The 14,221-nt window shown below is 67.3% G+C and carries 12 protein-coding genes; 5 read left to right on the top strand and 7 right to left on the bottom strand.

Going from position 1 to position 14,221, the window contains the following annotated elements; translation table 11 throughout:
- Position 1: 1 nt before the first annotated feature.
- Both metG and ACE3TE_RS01335 read right to left on the bottom strand, forming a co-directional pair.
- A complete protein-coding gene (gene metG, locus ACE3TE_RS01340; protein WP_374601502.1) occupies positions 2-2,107 on the bottom strand; it encodes a methionine--tRNA ligase in 2,106 nt (701 codons plus the stop codon).
- Positions 2,108-2,302: 195 nt separating this feature from the next.
- Positions 2,303-5,110, bottom strand: a complete 2,808-nt coding sequence (locus ACE3TE_RS01335; RefSeq protein WP_374601500.1) for a TonB-dependent receptor plug domain-containing protein — start codon at positions 5,108-5,110, stop codon at positions 2,303-2,305.
- A 196-nt stretch (positions 5,111-5,306) separates the two neighbouring features.
- Here ACE3TE_RS01335 and apbC point away from each other — a divergent pair, with 196 nt between their 5' ends.
- Both apbC and dcd read left to right on the top strand, forming a co-directional pair.
- Positions 5,307-6,395: an iron-sulfur cluster carrier protein ApbC gene (apbC, locus tag ACE3TE_RS01330; protein ID WP_374601498.1), complete on the top strand. Its 1,089-nt coding sequence runs from the start codon at positions 5,307-5,309 to the stop codon at positions 6,393-6,395.
- 66 nt (positions 6,396-6,461) lie between these two features.
- Entirely contained in the window at positions 6,462-7,031 is a 570-nt protein-coding gene (dcd, locus tag ACE3TE_RS01325) for a dCTP deaminase (RefSeq protein WP_374601496.1), read from the top strand.
- Positions 7,032-7,040: 9 nt separating this feature from the next.
- On the opposite strand, the gene ACE3TE_RS01320 is transcribed toward dcd, so the two are convergent.
- Genes ACE3TE_RS01320 through ACE3TE_RS01310 form a run of 3 tightly spaced genes read right to left on the bottom strand, consistent with a single transcriptional unit; the run spans position 7,041 to position 8,302 of the window.
- Positions 7,041-7,202, bottom strand: coding sequence for a LiaI-LiaF-like domain-containing protein (locus tag ACE3TE_RS01320; RefSeq protein WP_374601494.1), 162 nt, complete (start codon positions 7,200-7,202; stop codon positions 7,041-7,043).
- A 12-nt stretch (positions 7,203-7,214) separates the two neighbouring features.
- Entirely contained in the window at positions 7,215-7,637 is a 423-nt protein-coding gene (locus ACE3TE_RS01315) for an HIT domain-containing protein (RefSeq protein ID WP_374601492.1), read from the bottom strand.
- Between the two features lie 2 nt (positions 7,638-7,639).
- On the bottom strand, positions 7,640-8,302 hold the full coding sequence (locus ACE3TE_RS01310) for a dienelactone hydrolase family protein (RefSeq protein WP_374601490.1): 663 nt from the start codon (positions 8,300-8,302) through the stop codon (positions 7,640-7,642).
- A 99-nt stretch (positions 8,303-8,401) separates the two neighbouring features.
- On the opposite strand from ACE3TE_RS01310, the gene rimO reads away from it, so the two are divergent.
- Complete coding sequence (gene rimO, locus ACE3TE_RS01305) at positions 8,402-9,733, top strand: 30S ribosomal protein S12 methylthiotransferase RimO (RefSeq protein ID WP_374601488.1); 1,332 nt, start codon at positions 8,402-8,404, stop codon at positions 9,731-9,733.
- A gap of 70 nt (positions 9,734-9,803) precedes the next feature.
- On the opposite strand, the gene greB is transcribed toward rimO, so the two are convergent.
- Together greB and ACE3TE_RS01295 are read right to left on the bottom strand one after the other, a co-directional pair.
- Positions 9,804-10,307, bottom strand: a complete 504-nt coding sequence (gene greB / locus ACE3TE_RS01300; protein ID WP_374601486.1) for a transcription elongation factor GreB — start codon at positions 10,305-10,307, stop codon at positions 9,804-9,806.
- Positions 10,308-10,310: 3 nt separating this feature from the next.
- Positions 10,311-11,894 (bottom strand): AbgT family transporter, encoded by a 1,584-nt coding sequence (locus tag ACE3TE_RS01295; protein ID WP_374601484.1) that lies wholly within the window; start codon positions 11,892-11,894, stop codon positions 10,311-10,313.
- Between the two features lie 127 nt (positions 11,895-12,021).
- Here ACE3TE_RS01295 and ACE3TE_RS01290 point away from each other — a divergent pair, with 127 nt between their 5' ends.
- Entirely contained in the window at positions 12,022-12,567 is a 546-nt protein-coding gene (locus ACE3TE_RS01290; RefSeq protein ID WP_374601483.1) for a LemA family protein, read from the top strand.
- Positions 12,564-14,221: DUF2207 domain-containing protein (locus ACE3TE_RS01285; protein WP_374601481.1), on the top strand; the 1,658-nt coding region annotated here is incomplete at its 3' end. The genes ACE3TE_RS01290 and ACE3TE_RS01285, both read left to right, overlap by 4 nt.

The following is a 14,221-nucleotide window of genomic DNA, read 5'->3' as shown; positions in this document are numbered from 1 at the left end:
CTCAGCGCACCGGCATGCCGGCCTCGGCACTGTCGTCGGCGCCCAGCAGCGCCAGCGCACCGCCGTCGAAACCGGCCGAGAGGATCATGCCTTCGCTCAGGCCGAAGCGCATCTTGCGCGGCGCCAGGTTGGCGATGAACACGACATGGCGGCCGACCAGCTTCTCCGGTTCGCCGTAGCTGGCGCGGATGCCGCTGAAGATCTGCCGCTGGCCGAGCTCGCCGGCGTCGAGCAGGAAGCGCAGCAGCTTGTCCGAACCCTCGACGAAACCACATTCGACGACCTTGCCGATGCGCAGGTCGAGCTTCGCGAAGTCGTCGATGCCGATGAATTTTTCACCGGTAGGAGCGCCTTCAGGCGCGAATTCCTTCTTTGCCGCAGGCAAAGGCTTCGCGCCTGAAGGCGCTCCTACAGGGGCGTTCGCGGGCTTGAGGTCTTCCTTGCTGGCGTCGGTCATGGCTTCGATGTTCTTGGGATCAATGCGGGTCATCAGGGCTTCGAAGGGCGCGATGGCGTGGCCGAGCAGCGGCGCGGCGATGTCGTCCCAGTGGTCCACCGGGGCGCGCAGGAAGCCCTCGGCGCGCGCCACCGTGCCCGGCAGCACCGGCTTGAGCGCCGCGGCCAGCACCCGGAACAGGTTCAGGCCCTGGCTGCACACCGCCTGCAGTTCGGGATCGGCGCCCTCGCGCTTGGCGATGACCCAGGGTTTGTTCTCGTCGATGTAGCGGTTGGCCTCGTCCGCCAGCGCCATCACCTGGCGCATGGCCTGGCCGTATTCGTCGCGGGCGTAGCTGGCGGCGACCTCGCGCGCGCCGGCGACGAAACGTTCGTACATCGCCGGATCCGGCAGCTCGGCGGCCAGCTGGCCGTCAAAGCGCTTGCTGATGAAGCCGGCGCAGCGGCTGGCGATGTTGACGAACTTGCCGACCAGGTCGGCGTTTACGCGGGCGACGAAGTCTTCGAGGTTCAGGTCGAGGTCGACCACGCCGGCGCCGGTCTTGACCGCGAAGTAATAACGCAGCGCTTCCGGGTCGAGCCCATGGTCGAGGTAGGTGCGCGCCATCACGAAGGTGCCGCGCGACTTGCTCATCTTGGCGCCGTTGACGGTGAGGTAACCGTTGACGTGCAGCGCGGTGGGCGGCCGCAGCCCGGCGCCGTGCAGCATCGCCGGCCAGAACAGGCCGTGGAAGTTGATGATGTCCTTGCCCAGGAAATGGTGCATTTCCGTGGGTGCGGCGCCGGCCGGGTTGCGGGCCTCGTCGGTGTAAGCGCCGAAGTCCAGGCCCTTCTTCGCGCACAGGGCCTTGAACGAGGCCAGGTAGCCGATGGGTGCATCGAGCCAGACATAGAAATACTTGCCCGGCGCGTCGGGAATCGGGAAGCCAAAGTAGGGCGCGTCGCGGCTGATGTCCCAGTCGCGAAGGCCGCCTTCCAGCCATTCCGCCAGCTTGGCCTTCACCGCCGGGTGGGCGACGTCGCCGGCCAGCCACTCGCGCAGGAAGGCCTCGAATTTGCCAAGCTCGAAGAAATAGTGCTCGGAGTCGCGCAGCTCCGGCGTGGCGCCGGACACCACCGAACGCGGGTTCTTCAGGTCGGTGGGGGCATAGGCCTTGCCGCAGACCTCGCAGTTGTCGCCGTACTGGTCGGCGGCGCCGCAGTTGGGACACTCGCCCTTGATGTAGCGGTCGGGCAGGAACATCTTCCGCTCGGGGTCGAACAGCTGCTGGATGGAGCGGCTGGCGACAGCCTTGGGGCCGTGGCTGCCGTCGCGAAGGCGCGTGTAGATGAGGCTGGCCAGTTCCCGGTTCTCGTCTGAGTGGGTCGAGTGGTAGTGGTCGAAGTGCACGCCGAACCGCGCGAAATCGGCTTCGTGCCCCTCTTGGATGGCCTTGATGAATTCCTCGGGCGCCATGCCGGCCTTTTCGGCGGCCAGCATGATCGGGGTGCCGTGGGCGTCGTCGGCGCAAACGAAGTGCACCTCGCCGCCGGCCAGCCGCCGGGCCCGGACCCAGATGTCGGCCTGGATGTAACCCACCAGGTGGCCCAGGTGCAGTGGGCCGTTGGCATAGGGAAGGGCAGTGGTGACGAGGGCGGGGCGGGGCGTCATCGGAAGGAGTCGGTGCGAAGAAGGCCTGCATTATCCCAGAGGAAGCCGCCTGTAGGAGCGCCTTCAGGCGCGAATCCCTTCTTTGCCGCAGGCAAAGCCAAAAGATTCGCGCCTGAAGGCGCTCCTACAGGGGTGGGCATAAAAAAGGGCCCGGCTTTCGCCGGGCCCTTGGTCATGCGACCAGTCTTGCAGCTCTTACCAGTTGAACTCGGCCTGCACGAAGACCTCGCGGCCGATCGGGCTGAAGGCGCGCCAGAAGAACGGGTAGGTGAAGAAGGTGTCGTCCTTCGGGGCGATCTTGTCCAGCACGTTGTTCACGATCAGGCTGGCGCGGAAGTTCTCGGTGAACTCGTAGCCAACGTTGAGGTTGTACACGTGGTAGGGCGCGATGCGGCCGGTTTCCGCCCAGTTCGGCAGCGAGCCGTAACGGGTGCCGAACACGGTGACGTCGAGGTCCTTGTACTGCCAGGACACGCTGCCACGCATACGGCTGCGGAAGTCGAAGTTGGTCAGGTCGTCGCGGTAGCTGTCGCGCGGCTGGCCTTCGAACTCGGCGAACTTCTGGTCAAGCACGTGCGACCAGCCGAGCTGGAAGCCGAAGTTGCCCATGCGGTCGGTGTCCAGCGTGTAGCGGATGCTGGCATCGATGCCTTCGTTCGAGATGAAGGAACCGTTGATCGGGATGCTGTCGATCTGCTCCAGGCGACCGTCGTTCGGACCACCGACGGTGCGGGTGACGAAGCCGGTGATGTACTGGCAGAACGCCGAGCCGCCGTCGACCGCATTGCCCTGGCGATCCTGGCCAAGGCGGCAGTCCGCCTCGTTCTGCAGGATGTAGGAGCGGCTCAGGTCACGCACGCCGCCCTCGAGCTCGATGTTGTAGTAATCGACGGTCAGGGCCAGGTTGTCGACGATGTCCCACACCATGCCGACGGTGTAGCTGCGGCCGGTCTCTTCTTCCAGGTCCGGGTTGCCTTCGCGGGTACCGAACACCGAGTAGTTGTAGACACCCGAGTTGCCGCACTGCGTGACGGTCAGGCCGGCGTTGCGGCAGGCGAATTCGTCAAACGAGGTCTGGAAGAAACCGCTGGTCTCGGCGAACACGAAGTGCATGTCCGGAGCGCGGAACGAGGTGGAGTAGGCGCCGCGGAACAGCAGGCTGTCGGTCGGACGCCACTCGAGGCCGGCATTCCAGGTGAAGGCGTTGTCCACGGCGGTGATGTCGTCGTAGACGTCGTAACGCGCCGCCAGGGTGGCCTTGAAGGTGTCGTGCAGCGGGATCGAGAACTCGGTGCCGAACGCGTAACGGTCACGCTCGCCGCCGCCGCCGGTGCCGGTCAGGTTGTAGATGATGTTCTGGCCCGGCAGGATGCGCGGATCCGGGTTCAGGTCATATTCCTGGGAGCCCATTTCGACCACGGCCGCGAACGAAAGCGGGCCGGCCGGCATTTCGAACAGGTCGCCGGTAACGACGAACTGCGCGTTGGTGGCGGACGAGTCGGCTTCGGTCTTGACGATGGTGGACATCGCGTTGAACTCGGCGGCCGTGATCGGGTTGAAGTAACGATCCTGGTTCAGCTCGTACACCGGGTAACCGGAAACCGTGCCCAGGCGCGGGCCGAGGAAGAAGTTGGTCAGTTCCTGGGCCAGGAAGCGCGGACGGTCGTTGCTGGTTTCGTACTGCGAGTGGCTCAGCACGAGGTCCCAGGTGTAGCGGCTGTCGGCGAAGGAGCCACGCAGGCCGGCCGCGAAGTCGATGGCACGCTCGTTGAAGATGGTGCGCTGGCCGCCGACACCGCCGGTTTCATTCGGGGTGAAGATGCGCTGGCCGTCCATGATCGAACCGTAGTTCGGGTCGTAGTACAGCGGCACCGACCAGAACTGGGTGTTCGACGCGGCGGAGGCCTCGGAATCCCAGACGTTCAGGCTCATGAAAGCCTGGGTGTTGTCGGTGATGTCCAGGGTGCCGTATATGTAACCGGAGATGTTCTCGTCCGAGTTGCGGATGGCCTGGGTCGCCGGATAGCCGTAGTAACCGCACCAGCTGCCGTCGTTCGCCGGGTTGGCGCTGCCGGTACGGGTGTCGATCTCGAAGTCGCCGCCCCAGCGGGCGCAGGTCGACTCCAGGGTCTCGCCGTTCTGCCAGACCTGGCTCTGCGGACCGGTGCCGATGGCACCCGGGCCGGCGAGGCGGTCACGCAGGCGGATGCCCTGCACCGCGGTGGCCGTCGCCGGGTCGACCGAGGGGTCGTCGCGGTAGGAGTCCATGAAGTCACGCTCGGAAGCGAACATCTCGCCGCGGTCGTAGTACTCGACGGCGTAGGTCAGGCTCCAGCGGTCGCCGGTGTTGCCGCCCACCCACTGGATGTTGTTGGTCGGGGCGCCACCACGGGTCGGCCGGCCGGTCAGGTAGGACAGGTACTGGCCTTCGAAGTTGGACTTCAGGACGATGTTGACCACGCCCGCGACCGCGTCGGAGCCGTAAATGGCCGAAGCGCCGCCGGCCAGCAGTTCGATGCGCTCGACCGCCGCGGCCGGGACCGAGGACAGGTTCACGAAGTTCGACTGGCCGTTGTAGGGCAGCGGGTAGTCAGCGGCGCGGCGGCCGTTGATCAGGGTCAGCACGCGGCCCGGGCCGAGGCCACGCAGGTTCAGCACCTGGGCGTTCGGGGTGAAGCCGCTCTGGGTCAGCTCGTTCTGGATCGAGCCGGTGGTCTGGGTCAGCGTGTTGAGCGCGTCATAGACGGTGTTGAAGCCCTCCGCCTCGATCTGCGCCGCGGTGATCACGGTGACCGGGGACGGACCTTCGATCTCGGCGCGCTTGATGCGGGAGCCGACGACTTCGACGGTATCGAGCTGGGTGGTGTCGGCGGAATCTTCCTCTTCCTCGTCCGACGCTTCCTGGGCAAACGCGGCGCCGCAGGCAAACGGGATGGTCAGGGCAAAGGCAAGGGAACGCGCAAGCACCGAACGGCGGTACCCGGCAATTGGAGCAGTAGTCATTGGACCCCCTAGAATGGACACGTTTTATTTGGATCTGGCTTGAACTTGCTTTTCGGCGTACCCAACCCCGGCGTCGCCTTAACCGGAAAGTAACACAGGGCCGGGCCGAAATGCAGCATGACTTCCGGCCTGGTCACAAAACTGAAGACCGCCGTCACAAAACCGGCACTAATCGCTGGAAAAACAGGAGTTTGAGATGTCCCTGAACGAATCCGCCGTACGCAGCGCCCTGGCCACCGTGGTCGATCCCCATACCGGCCGCGACCTGGTCGCCCAGGGCTGCGTGCGGGGCATCGGGGTGGACGGGGACCGCGTCGCGGTCGAGCTGCTGCTGGGCTATCCGGCCGCCGGCTGGCACGACAGCCTGGAGGCGCAGGTCCGGGGCGCGCTCGAGGCCCTGCCCGGGGTGGCCGCGGCCACGGTCTCGGTGGCATCGCGGGTCCAGGCCCACAAGGTCCAGAAGGACCTGACCCCGCTGCCGGGCGTGCGCAACATCATCGCCGTCGCCTCGGGCAAGGGCGGCGTCGGCAAGTCCACCACGGCGGTCAACCTGGCCCTGGCCCTTCAGGCCGAGGGCGCCAGCGTCGGCGTGCTCGACGCCGATATCTACGGCCCCTCGATTCCCAAGATGCTGGGGCTCGAAGGCCGGCCGGACAGCCCGGACGGCAAGTCCATCGAGCCCAAGCGCAACCACGGCCTGCAGGCGATGTCGATCGGCCTGCTGGTCGGCGAGGACACGCCGATGATCTGGCGTGGCCCGATGGTCACCCAGGCCTTGCAGCAGCTGCTCAACGACACCCGCTGGGACAATCTTGATTACCTGGTGATCGACCTGCCGCCGGGCACCGGCGACATCCAGCTGACCCTGGCCCAGCGGGTGCCGGTGTCGGGCGCGGTCATCGTCACCACGCCCCAGGACATCGCCACCCTCGACGCCCGCAAGGCCCTGCAGATGTTCGCCAAGGTCGAGGTGCCGGTGCTCGGCATCGTCGAGAACATGGCCGTGCACACCTGCACGAACTGCGGCCACACCGAACACGTATTCGGCGCCGGCGGCGGCGAGCGCATGGCGGCGATGTACGAGGTGCCGCTGCTGGGCGCGCTGCCGCTGGACATCCGCATCCGTGAACAGGCCGATTCGGGCACGCCGACCGTGGCAGCCGACCCGGCTTCGCGCCTGGCCCTGGTCTACCGGGACATCGCCCGGCGCACCGCGGCCCGGCTTTCGCTGGAAGCGCGCAACAAGGCGATCGGCCTGCCCAACATCGTCATCCAGAACACCTGAGCCCGCGGCGGCCCGCCGCGGCCGCCCAACCGGCTAGAATCCGGCCTTTCGCCCACGAGCCCCCGCATGAGCATCAAGTCCGACAAGTGGATCCGCCGCATGGCCGAGCAGCAGGGCATGATCGAGCCCTTCGAGCCCGGCCAGGTCAAGCACGCCGCCGACGGCCACCGCATCGTCAGTTACGGCACCTCGAGCTACGGCTACGACGTGCGCTGCGCGCGCGAGTTCAAGATATTCACCAACATCAACTCGACGATCGTCGACCCCAAGGCCTTCGACCCGTCGAGCTTCGTGGACGTGGAATCGGACGTCTGCATCATCCCGCCCAACAGCTTCGCGCTGGCGCGCACGGTGGAGTTCTTCCGCATCCCGCGCGACACCCTGGTGGTGTGCCTGGGCAAGAGCACCTATGCCCGCTGCGGCATCATCGTCAACGTCACGCCGCTCGAGCCCGAGTGGGAAGGGCACGTGACCCTGGAGTTCAGCAACACCACCCCGCTGCCGGCCAAGATCTACGCCGGCGAAGGCGTGGCGCAGATGCTGTTCTTCCAGTCCGACGAAGTCTGCGAGACCAGCTACAAGGACCGCGGCGGCAAATACCAGGGCCAGACCGGGGTGACGCTGCCGCGCACCTGAGGGGCGGCCTCAGCCCTTCTTCACCAGCATGTTGATGCCCAGGGCGATCAGCACCAGCGGCCACCAGTCCAGCAGCATTTCCCAGACGCGGAAGTTCGGCACCAGGTTGTTGGCCAGCAGCAGGGCGCCGAGCACGATCAGGATGATGGCGGGGATGAGGTTGCCTTTCATGGGGGCTCCGGTTCAGCGGCCGGGGTCTTCCAGGCCTTTGCGCAGGGACGATACCAGCGCTACGCGCGCCGCATCCGCATAAGGCTGGCGCGGGCCGCTGCCCCAGACCGGGCCCGGCCAGGCGGCGTCGCCTTCCCGGCGCGACACCACGTGCACGTGCAGCTGGCGCACGATGTTGCCCAGCGCGCCGATGTTGAGCTTGTGCACGGGGCCGAGCGAACGCAGCGCGCGGCCGGCGAGGTTGATCTCGGCCAGCAGCAGGCGCTGGGCGTCGCCGTCCAGGTCCAGCCATTCCTCGGCGCCCGGCAGGCGCGGCACCAGCACGAGCCAGGGAAAACGGGCGTCGTCCATCAGCCGCAGCTGGGACAGCGGGCCGTCGGCGACCAGCACCGAATCACCCGCCAGCCGCGGGTCCAGGCAAAAACCGCCGGCCATGCTCAGCGCAGGTTCTTCTGCAGGAACATCAGCGTGCGCTGCAGGGCCTGCTGCGAGGCCTCGGCGTTGTAGTCCGCCCGCTGGTCGCAGTCGAAGCCGTGGCCGGCGTCGGGCCAGACGTGGATTTCCGCCCCGGACAGCGCGTCCCGGTGCTTTTGCACGTCCTCGGGCGGGATCAGCGGGTCGTTTTCGCCGAAATGCAGCAGCAGCGGCGCCTTCGGGCGCTCGCCGAGCAGGGGGACGGTGCGGCCGCCGTAATAGCTGACGGCCGGCAGGCCCAGCCGGGTATTGGCGAGGAAGGCGACGCTGCCGCCCCAGCAATAGCCCAGCACGACGACGCGGTTCTCGGCCTCGAGCATGTCGTAGGCGCCGCGCACGCCGTCCAGGGCGCCGTTGAAACCCAGCTCTTCGGCGATCGCGCGGCCCTTGGCCACGGACTCGTCGTCGTAGCCCAGCTCGGTGCCCGGGTGGACCTGGTCGAACAGGGCCGGGGCCACCGTGAGGTAACCGTAGTTGGCGAAGCGGTCGGCCTGGGCGCGGATGTAGTGGTTCACGCCGAAGATCTCGTGCACCAGGATGATCGCGCCGCGCGGCGGGATATGCGGCCGCGCCTGGTAGCCGGAAATCCGCCCGTGGCGGGTGTTGATGGAGATCGATTGGCCCATCGCGGCTTTCCCCGGTTCAGCTGTCCCCGGCGCCTAGCCTACACCGGCCGGGGGGCCGGGGGAGGGTATACTCCGCGCCCCGTCCCGAACCCGTGCCCCATGTCCGCCAGCCAGCCCAAGGTGGGCTTCGTCAGCCTCGGCTGCCCGAAGGCCCTCGTCGATTCCGAACGCATCCTCACCCAGCTCCGGGTCGAGGGTTACGACATCGTGCCCAGCTACGACGACGCCGACGTGGTGGTGGTCAACACCTGCGGCTTCATCGACTCGGCCGTGGCCGAAAGCCTGGACGCCATCGGCGAGGCCCTGGCCGAGAATGGCAAGGTGATCGTCACCGGCTGCCTGGGCAAGCGCCCGGAGCAGATCCTGCAGGCGCACCCGGACGTGCTGTCGATCAGCGGCCCGCAGGATTACGCCAGCGTGATGTCGGCGGTGCACAAGGCGCTGCCGCCCAAACACGACCCCTTCGTGGACCTGGTGCCGGACTATGGCCTGAAGCTGACCCCGAAGCACTACGCCTACCTGAAGATTTCCGAAGGCTGCAACCACCGCTGCAGCTTCTGCATCATCCCGTCGATGCGCGGCGACCTGGTGTCGCGGCCGGTGGACGAGGTGCTGCGCGAGGCCGAGAAGCTGGCGCGCGGCGGGGTGAAGGAGCTGCTGGTCGTGTCCCAGGACACCAGCGCCTACGGCGTCGACCTGCGCTACGCCCAGCGCGAGTGGCGCGGGAAGTCCTACGAGACCCGCATGAAGGGGCTGTGCGAGGGCCTGTCCGAACTGGGCCTGTGGACGCGCCTGCACTACGTCTACCCGTACCCGCACGTGGACGAGATCATTCCGCTGATGGCCGAGGGCAAGGTGCTGCCCTACCTGGACATCCCGTTCCAGCACGCCAGCCCGCGCATCCTGAAGCTGATGAAGCGTCCCGGCGCGGTTGAGAAGACACTCGAGCGCGTGCAGCGCTGGCGCGCGATCTGCCCGGAGCTGACCATCCGCAGCACCTTCATCGTCGGTTTCCCCGGAGAAACCGAGGACGACTTCGAGCAGCTGCTGGCCTTCATCGACCAGGCTGAACTCGACCGGGTCGGCGCCTTCGCCTATTCGCCAGTGGACGGCGCGGCCGCGAACGCGCTGCCCGACCCGGTGCCGGAAGAGGTGAAGCAGGAGCGGCTGGCGCGTTTCATGGCCCTGCAGGCCGAGATCAGCGCCGAGAAACTCGAACGCAAGGTCGGCACGGTGCAGCGCTGCCTGGTGGACGCGATCGACGGCGAGCTGGCCATCGCCCGGTCCATGGCCGACGCGCCCGAGATCGACGGCCTGGTGCAGATCCAGGACGGCGAGGCCGCCGGCCTCAAGCCCGGTGATTTCTGCGAAGTGCGCATCATGGGCAGCGACGAGCATGACCTGTTCGGCCTGGTCGGCGACGAGGCGTAGGGGACGGGTGCAATTTGCCCGGACCTTGTTCGTCAGCCCACGCATCCCCTGGGCAAATTGCACCCGTCCCCTAGTCGTCGTAACTGACGGAGACGACGACGTAACGCGCCGGCCCCGCCGGCAGCTGCACTTCGAACTCATCGTCCACGCGCTTGCGTAGCGCCGCACGTGCCAGCGGCGAATCCACGCTGATCCAGCCGGCCTTCGCGTCGGTTTCGTCGGGGCCTACGATGCGGTAGCGCACGCAGTCGCCGCTTTCGATGTCCTCGATCTCGAACACCGCGCCGAAGAAGATCGCGCCCTGGTCCGAAGGCGGGCCTTCGGCGACCTTCAGCACCTCGATGCGTTTGGTCAGGTAGCGAACGCGCCGGTCGATCTCGCCCAGCTGCTTCTTGCGGTAGGTGTATTCCGCGTTTTCGCTGCGGTCGCCCTCGGCCGCGGCATCGGCCAGGGCCTTGACCACCACCGGCCGCCGGACGCGCCAGAGCTCGTCGAGCTCGGCGCGCAGGCGGTCGAAGCCGGCGCGGGTGATGATCGCCGTGGACTTTTCGCCCGGCGGCCGCCAGCGCGACATGGCTCAGTTCGCGACGGGGGCGGCCGGGATGTAGGTCAGCGGCGAATCCGGGCCGATCGGCAGCTCGAACCAGATCCAGACGCCGAACATCAGGCTCCAGCCGATCAGGAACACGATCGAATACGGCAGCATCGTCGCCACCAGCGTGCCGATGCCGGCCTTGGGCTCGTAGCGCTGGAAGAAGGCGATGATCAGCGCGAAGTAGCTCATCATTGGCGAGATGATGTTGGTGACGCTGTCGCCGACGCGGTAGGCCACCTGGGTCATCTCCGGCGAATAGCCCAGCAGCATGAACATCGGGATGAACACCGGCGCCATCAGCGCCCACTTGGCCGAGGCCGAGCCCATGAACAGGTTCACCGTCGCGGTGAGCAGGATGAAGCAGATGAACAGCGGGATCGTCGGCAGGCCCAGCGCCTTGAGGAAGTCGGCGCCTTCGACGGCGAACACCAGGCCAAGCTGGGTCCAGTTGAAGAAGGCCACGAACTGCGCCGCGAAGAACACCAGCACCAGGTAGCCGCCCAGCGTGCTCATGCTCGCCGACATGCCCTTGATGACGTCGCTGTCCGACTTGATCGTGCCGGCGCCGACGCCGAAGGCAATGCCGGCGATGACGCCGTAGAGGAAGATGATGACCACCACGCCGCTGAGGAAGGGCGAACGCAGCAGGTCGCCGGTCTGTGCATCGCGCAGGAAGCCGGCGCCCGGGATCGTTCCCTGTGGCAGGGCTGACCAGACCAGGATCAGGGTGAACAGGGCGACCGCGATGGCGGCGTAGCCCATGCCGCGCTTCTCGGCCTTGCTCAGCTTCTGCGAGTCCGGGTCCACGTCGTCGGCGGTCTTGACCACCTGCGTAGGCGCGTCGGCGAAGCGCGGCGCGACGATCCTTTCGGTGACGAACCAGCCCAGCAGGGTGATCACCGGCGTCGAGGCGATCATGAAATACCAGTTCGCCAGCGGGCTGACCGTGTAGTTCGGATCAACGATGCGCGCCGCTTCCTGCGACAGGCCCGACAGCAGCGGGTCGATGGTGCCGATCAGCAGGTTGGCCGAATAACCGCCGGACACGCCGGCGAATACCGCCGCCATGCCGAGGATGGGATGGCGGCCGGCCGACAGGAAGATCAGCGCGCCCAGCGGCACCAGCAGCACGTAGCCGATTTCGCTGGCCATGTTCGACATCACGCCGGCGAAGACCAGCACCGGCGTCAGCAGGAACCGCGGCGCCGCCAGCACCAGCATGCGCAGCGAGGCGCCGATCAGGCCGCTGTGTTCGGCCACGCCGATGCCGATCAGCGCCACCAGCACCACGCCCAGCGGCGCGAAGCCGGTGAAGTTGGTCACCGCGCCGGTGAGCATGCGGTGCAGGCCCTCGATGCTCATCAGGTTCACCGGCGTGACGATCTCGCCGGTGGACGGATGCGCCACGCTCAGGCCGGCCATCGAGGCCAGCCAGGACATCACCACCACGGCCAGGGCCAGCAGTGCGAACAGCGTGGCGGGATGGGGCAGGGCATTGCCACCGCGCTCGACGATGGTCAGGAAGCGGTCCATCAGGCTGCGCTTCTTGGTCGCGGGATCGGCCATTCAAAGTCTCCGGGAAACGTGGGCGGGCCGTCATCAGCGGCCCGGGGCGCCCGACTATAACCGAGGGCGGGCAGCCGTCGCCCGGGATGTGGATAATCGGGCCCATCTCGAAGGGGGAGACATATTCATGGTGCTGTTGCTCATCATCGTGAGCCTGGTGTTGGTGCTGTGGCTCGTCTTCACCTTCAACCGGCTGGTGCGCCTGCGCAACCAGGTGCGGGCCGGCTGGAGCGACATAGACGTGCAGCTGATGCGCCGCCACGACCTGGTGCCGCGCCTGGTCGAGGCCGTGCGTGCCTACGCCGGCCACGAGAAGGCCGTGCTCGAGAACGTCACCGAGCTGCGCGCCCAGGCCATGCAGACCTCGTCGCCGGCGCGCCTGGCCGGGCTGGAGGGCCAGCTCGAGGCTGGGCTGGGCCGGCTGATGCTGCTCAAGGAGGCCTATCCGGACCTCAAGGCCAGCGAGAACTTCCTGAAACTGCAGAACGACCTGGTCGAGGTCGAGGACCACCTGCAGTACGCCCGGCGCTTCTACAACGGCGCGGTGCGCGCCAACAACGACGCCGTGCAGCGTTTCCCCGACCTGGTGGTGGCGGGCAGCTTCGGTTTCCGCGAGGCGGAGTTCTACGAAGCCGACGAAGGCTCGCGTGCGGCGCCGCGGGTGTCGGCATGAGCCGCCTGTTCGCGCTCGCCGCCTGCCTGCTGCTGGCCTGGGTCGCCCCGGCCGCCGCGCAGGAGCGAATCACGGCCTACCACGCCGACATCACGGTGCTGGCCGACGGTTCGATGGAGGTCACCGAGCACATCACCGTGCGCGCCGAGGGCAACCGGATCCGCCGCGGCATCTACCGGGATTTCCCGACGCGCTACAAGGACCGCCTGGGCAACCGCTACGTCGTGGACTTCGAAGTGCTGGGCGTCCAGCGCGACGGCGAAGCGGAGTCCTGGTTCACCGAGAAGCAGTCCAACGGCGTGCGCGTGAACACCGGCGGCGACGCTTTCCTGCCGGTGCCGGCCGACTACACGTTCTCGATCCGCTACCGGACGTCGCGGCAGATCGGTTTTTTCGACGAGCACGACGAGCTGTACTGGAACGTCACGGGGCTGGGCTGGGATTTCACCATTGAGCAGGCCAGCGCGAAGGTGACGCTGCCGGCACCGGTGCCGGCGGGGGAGATGCGGCTCGACGGCTACACCGGGCCGCAGGGTTCAACGCTCTCCAATTATCTTTCGCGGGTCCCGGAGCCCGGGGTGGCGGAGTTCCGGACCGCCAATCCGCTCGGATCCTACGAAGGACTGACCATCGTCGTCGGTTTCCCGAAGGGCCTGGTGACCGAACCATCGGCCGCGCGACGCCTGTTCTGGCTGCTGCGCGACAACGCCGGCGGGCTCGTCGCCCTGCTGGGCCTGTTGCTGCTGCTGCCCTGGTACCTGCTGAACTGGCACCGCGTCGGCCGCGACCTGCCGCCGGGGTCGATCTTCCCGCGCTACGAGGCGCCGGAAGGCTTCACCCCGGGCGAGCTGCGCTACCTGTGGAAACAGGCCTACACCGACCGCTGCTTCGCTGCCGACATCGTCGATCTGGGCGTGCACGGGCACGTCCTGGTGGAGCAGGATGGCGCGAAGAAGTGGGTGCTCGAACGCAGCGTCAGCGTCGAGCCGATCGCCTCCGAAGCGCAGAGCAAGCTGGTGGAGAAGCTGTTCTCCAAGGACAGCCGGGTCGAACTCAAGGACACCAACGCCTCGGTGATCGGCGGTGCGCGCATCCTGCACACCGCGGCACTCGACAAGAAGATGCACCCGGCCTACTTCAAGCGCAACGGCCTGCCGCTGCTGCTGGGCTGGCTGTTTTCCTTCGGCTACGGCGCGCTGGCCTTCCTGGTCGCGGGCGGCAGCGGGATCCCGCTCATCATCCTGCTGCTGGCCCTGGCGCTGGTTGCGCACGTGGGTTTCGGCTACCTGATGAAGGCGCCGACGCCCGAAGGGCGGAAGCTGCTCGACCACATCGAGGGCCTGCGCCTGTACCTCGGCGTGGCCGAACGCGACGAGCTGGCCCGCCTGGCCAAGCCCGGCGGCCCCGACGCGCCGTCGCCGGATCCCGAGCGCTACCAGGCGCTGCTGCCCTACGCGCTGGCGCTCGACGTGGAAGAGGCCTGGACGAAACACTTTACTTCCGCAGTGGGCGCGGCCCAGGCCGAACAAACCGCGCGCTCGATGGGCTGGTACCGGGGTTCAACGGCGCAGATGGCCAGCCTGGGCGCGATGAGCAGCTCGCTGGGCAGCGCGCTCAGTTCGCAGATCTCGTCCTCGGCCTCGCCGCCGGGCTC

The organism is Arenimonas sp. (genome assembly GCF_041919775.1).
In the GTDB taxonomy this organism is placed as follows: Bacteria; Pseudomonadota; Gammaproteobacteria; order Xanthomonadales; family Xanthomonadaceae; genus Arenimonas.
This window is presented reverse-complemented; position numbering and strand designations above follow the sequence as displayed.

What these genes read in the sequence shown, in the direction of transcription:
- ACE3TE_RS01290 (WP_374601483.1), top strand. Translation starts at nt 12,022, where the DNA reads ATGGTGCTGTTGCTCATCATCGTGAGCCTGGTGTTGGTGCTGTGGCTC.
- ACE3TE_RS01310 (WP_374601490.1), bottom strand. Translation starts at nt 8,302, where the DNA reads ATGGGCCAATCGATCTCCATCAACACCCGCCACGGGCGGATTTCCGGC.
- ACE3TE_RS01295 (WP_374601484.1), bottom strand. Translation starts at nt 11,894, where the DNA reads ATGGCCGATCCCGCGACCAAGAAGCGCAGCCTGATGGACCGCTTCCTG.
- rimO (WP_374601488.1), top strand. Translation starts at nt 8,402, where the DNA reads ATGTCCGCCAGCCAGCCCAAGGTGGGCTTCGTCAGCCTCGGCTGCCCG.
- dcd (WP_374601496.1), top strand. Translation starts at nt 6,462, where the DNA reads ATGAGCATCAAGTCCGACAAGTGGATCCGCCGCATGGCCGAGCAGCAG.
- apbC (WP_374601498.1), top strand. Translation starts at nt 5,307, where the DNA reads ATGTCCCTGAACGAATCCGCCGTACGCAGCGCCCTGGCCACCGTGGTC.
- ACE3TE_RS01320 (WP_374601494.1), bottom strand. Translation starts at nt 7,202, where the DNA reads ATGAAAGGCAACCTCATCCCCGCCATCATCCTGATCGTGCTCGGCGCC.
- greB (WP_374601486.1), bottom strand. Translation starts at nt 10,307, where the DNA reads ATGTCGCGCTGGCGGCCGCCGGGCGAAAAGTCCACGGCGATCATCACC.
- ACE3TE_RS01315 (WP_374601492.1), bottom strand. Translation starts at nt 7,637, where the DNA reads ATGGCCGGCGGTTTTTGCCTGGACCCGCGGCTGGCGGGTGATTCGGTG.
- ACE3TE_RS01335 (WP_374601500.1), bottom strand. Translation starts at nt 5,110, where the DNA reads ATGACTACTGCTCCAATTGCCGGGTACCGCCGTTCGGTGCTTGCGCGT.
- metG (WP_374601502.1), bottom strand. Translation starts at nt 2,107, where the DNA reads ATGACGCCCCGCCCCGCCCTCGTCACCACTGCCCTTCCCTATGCCAAC.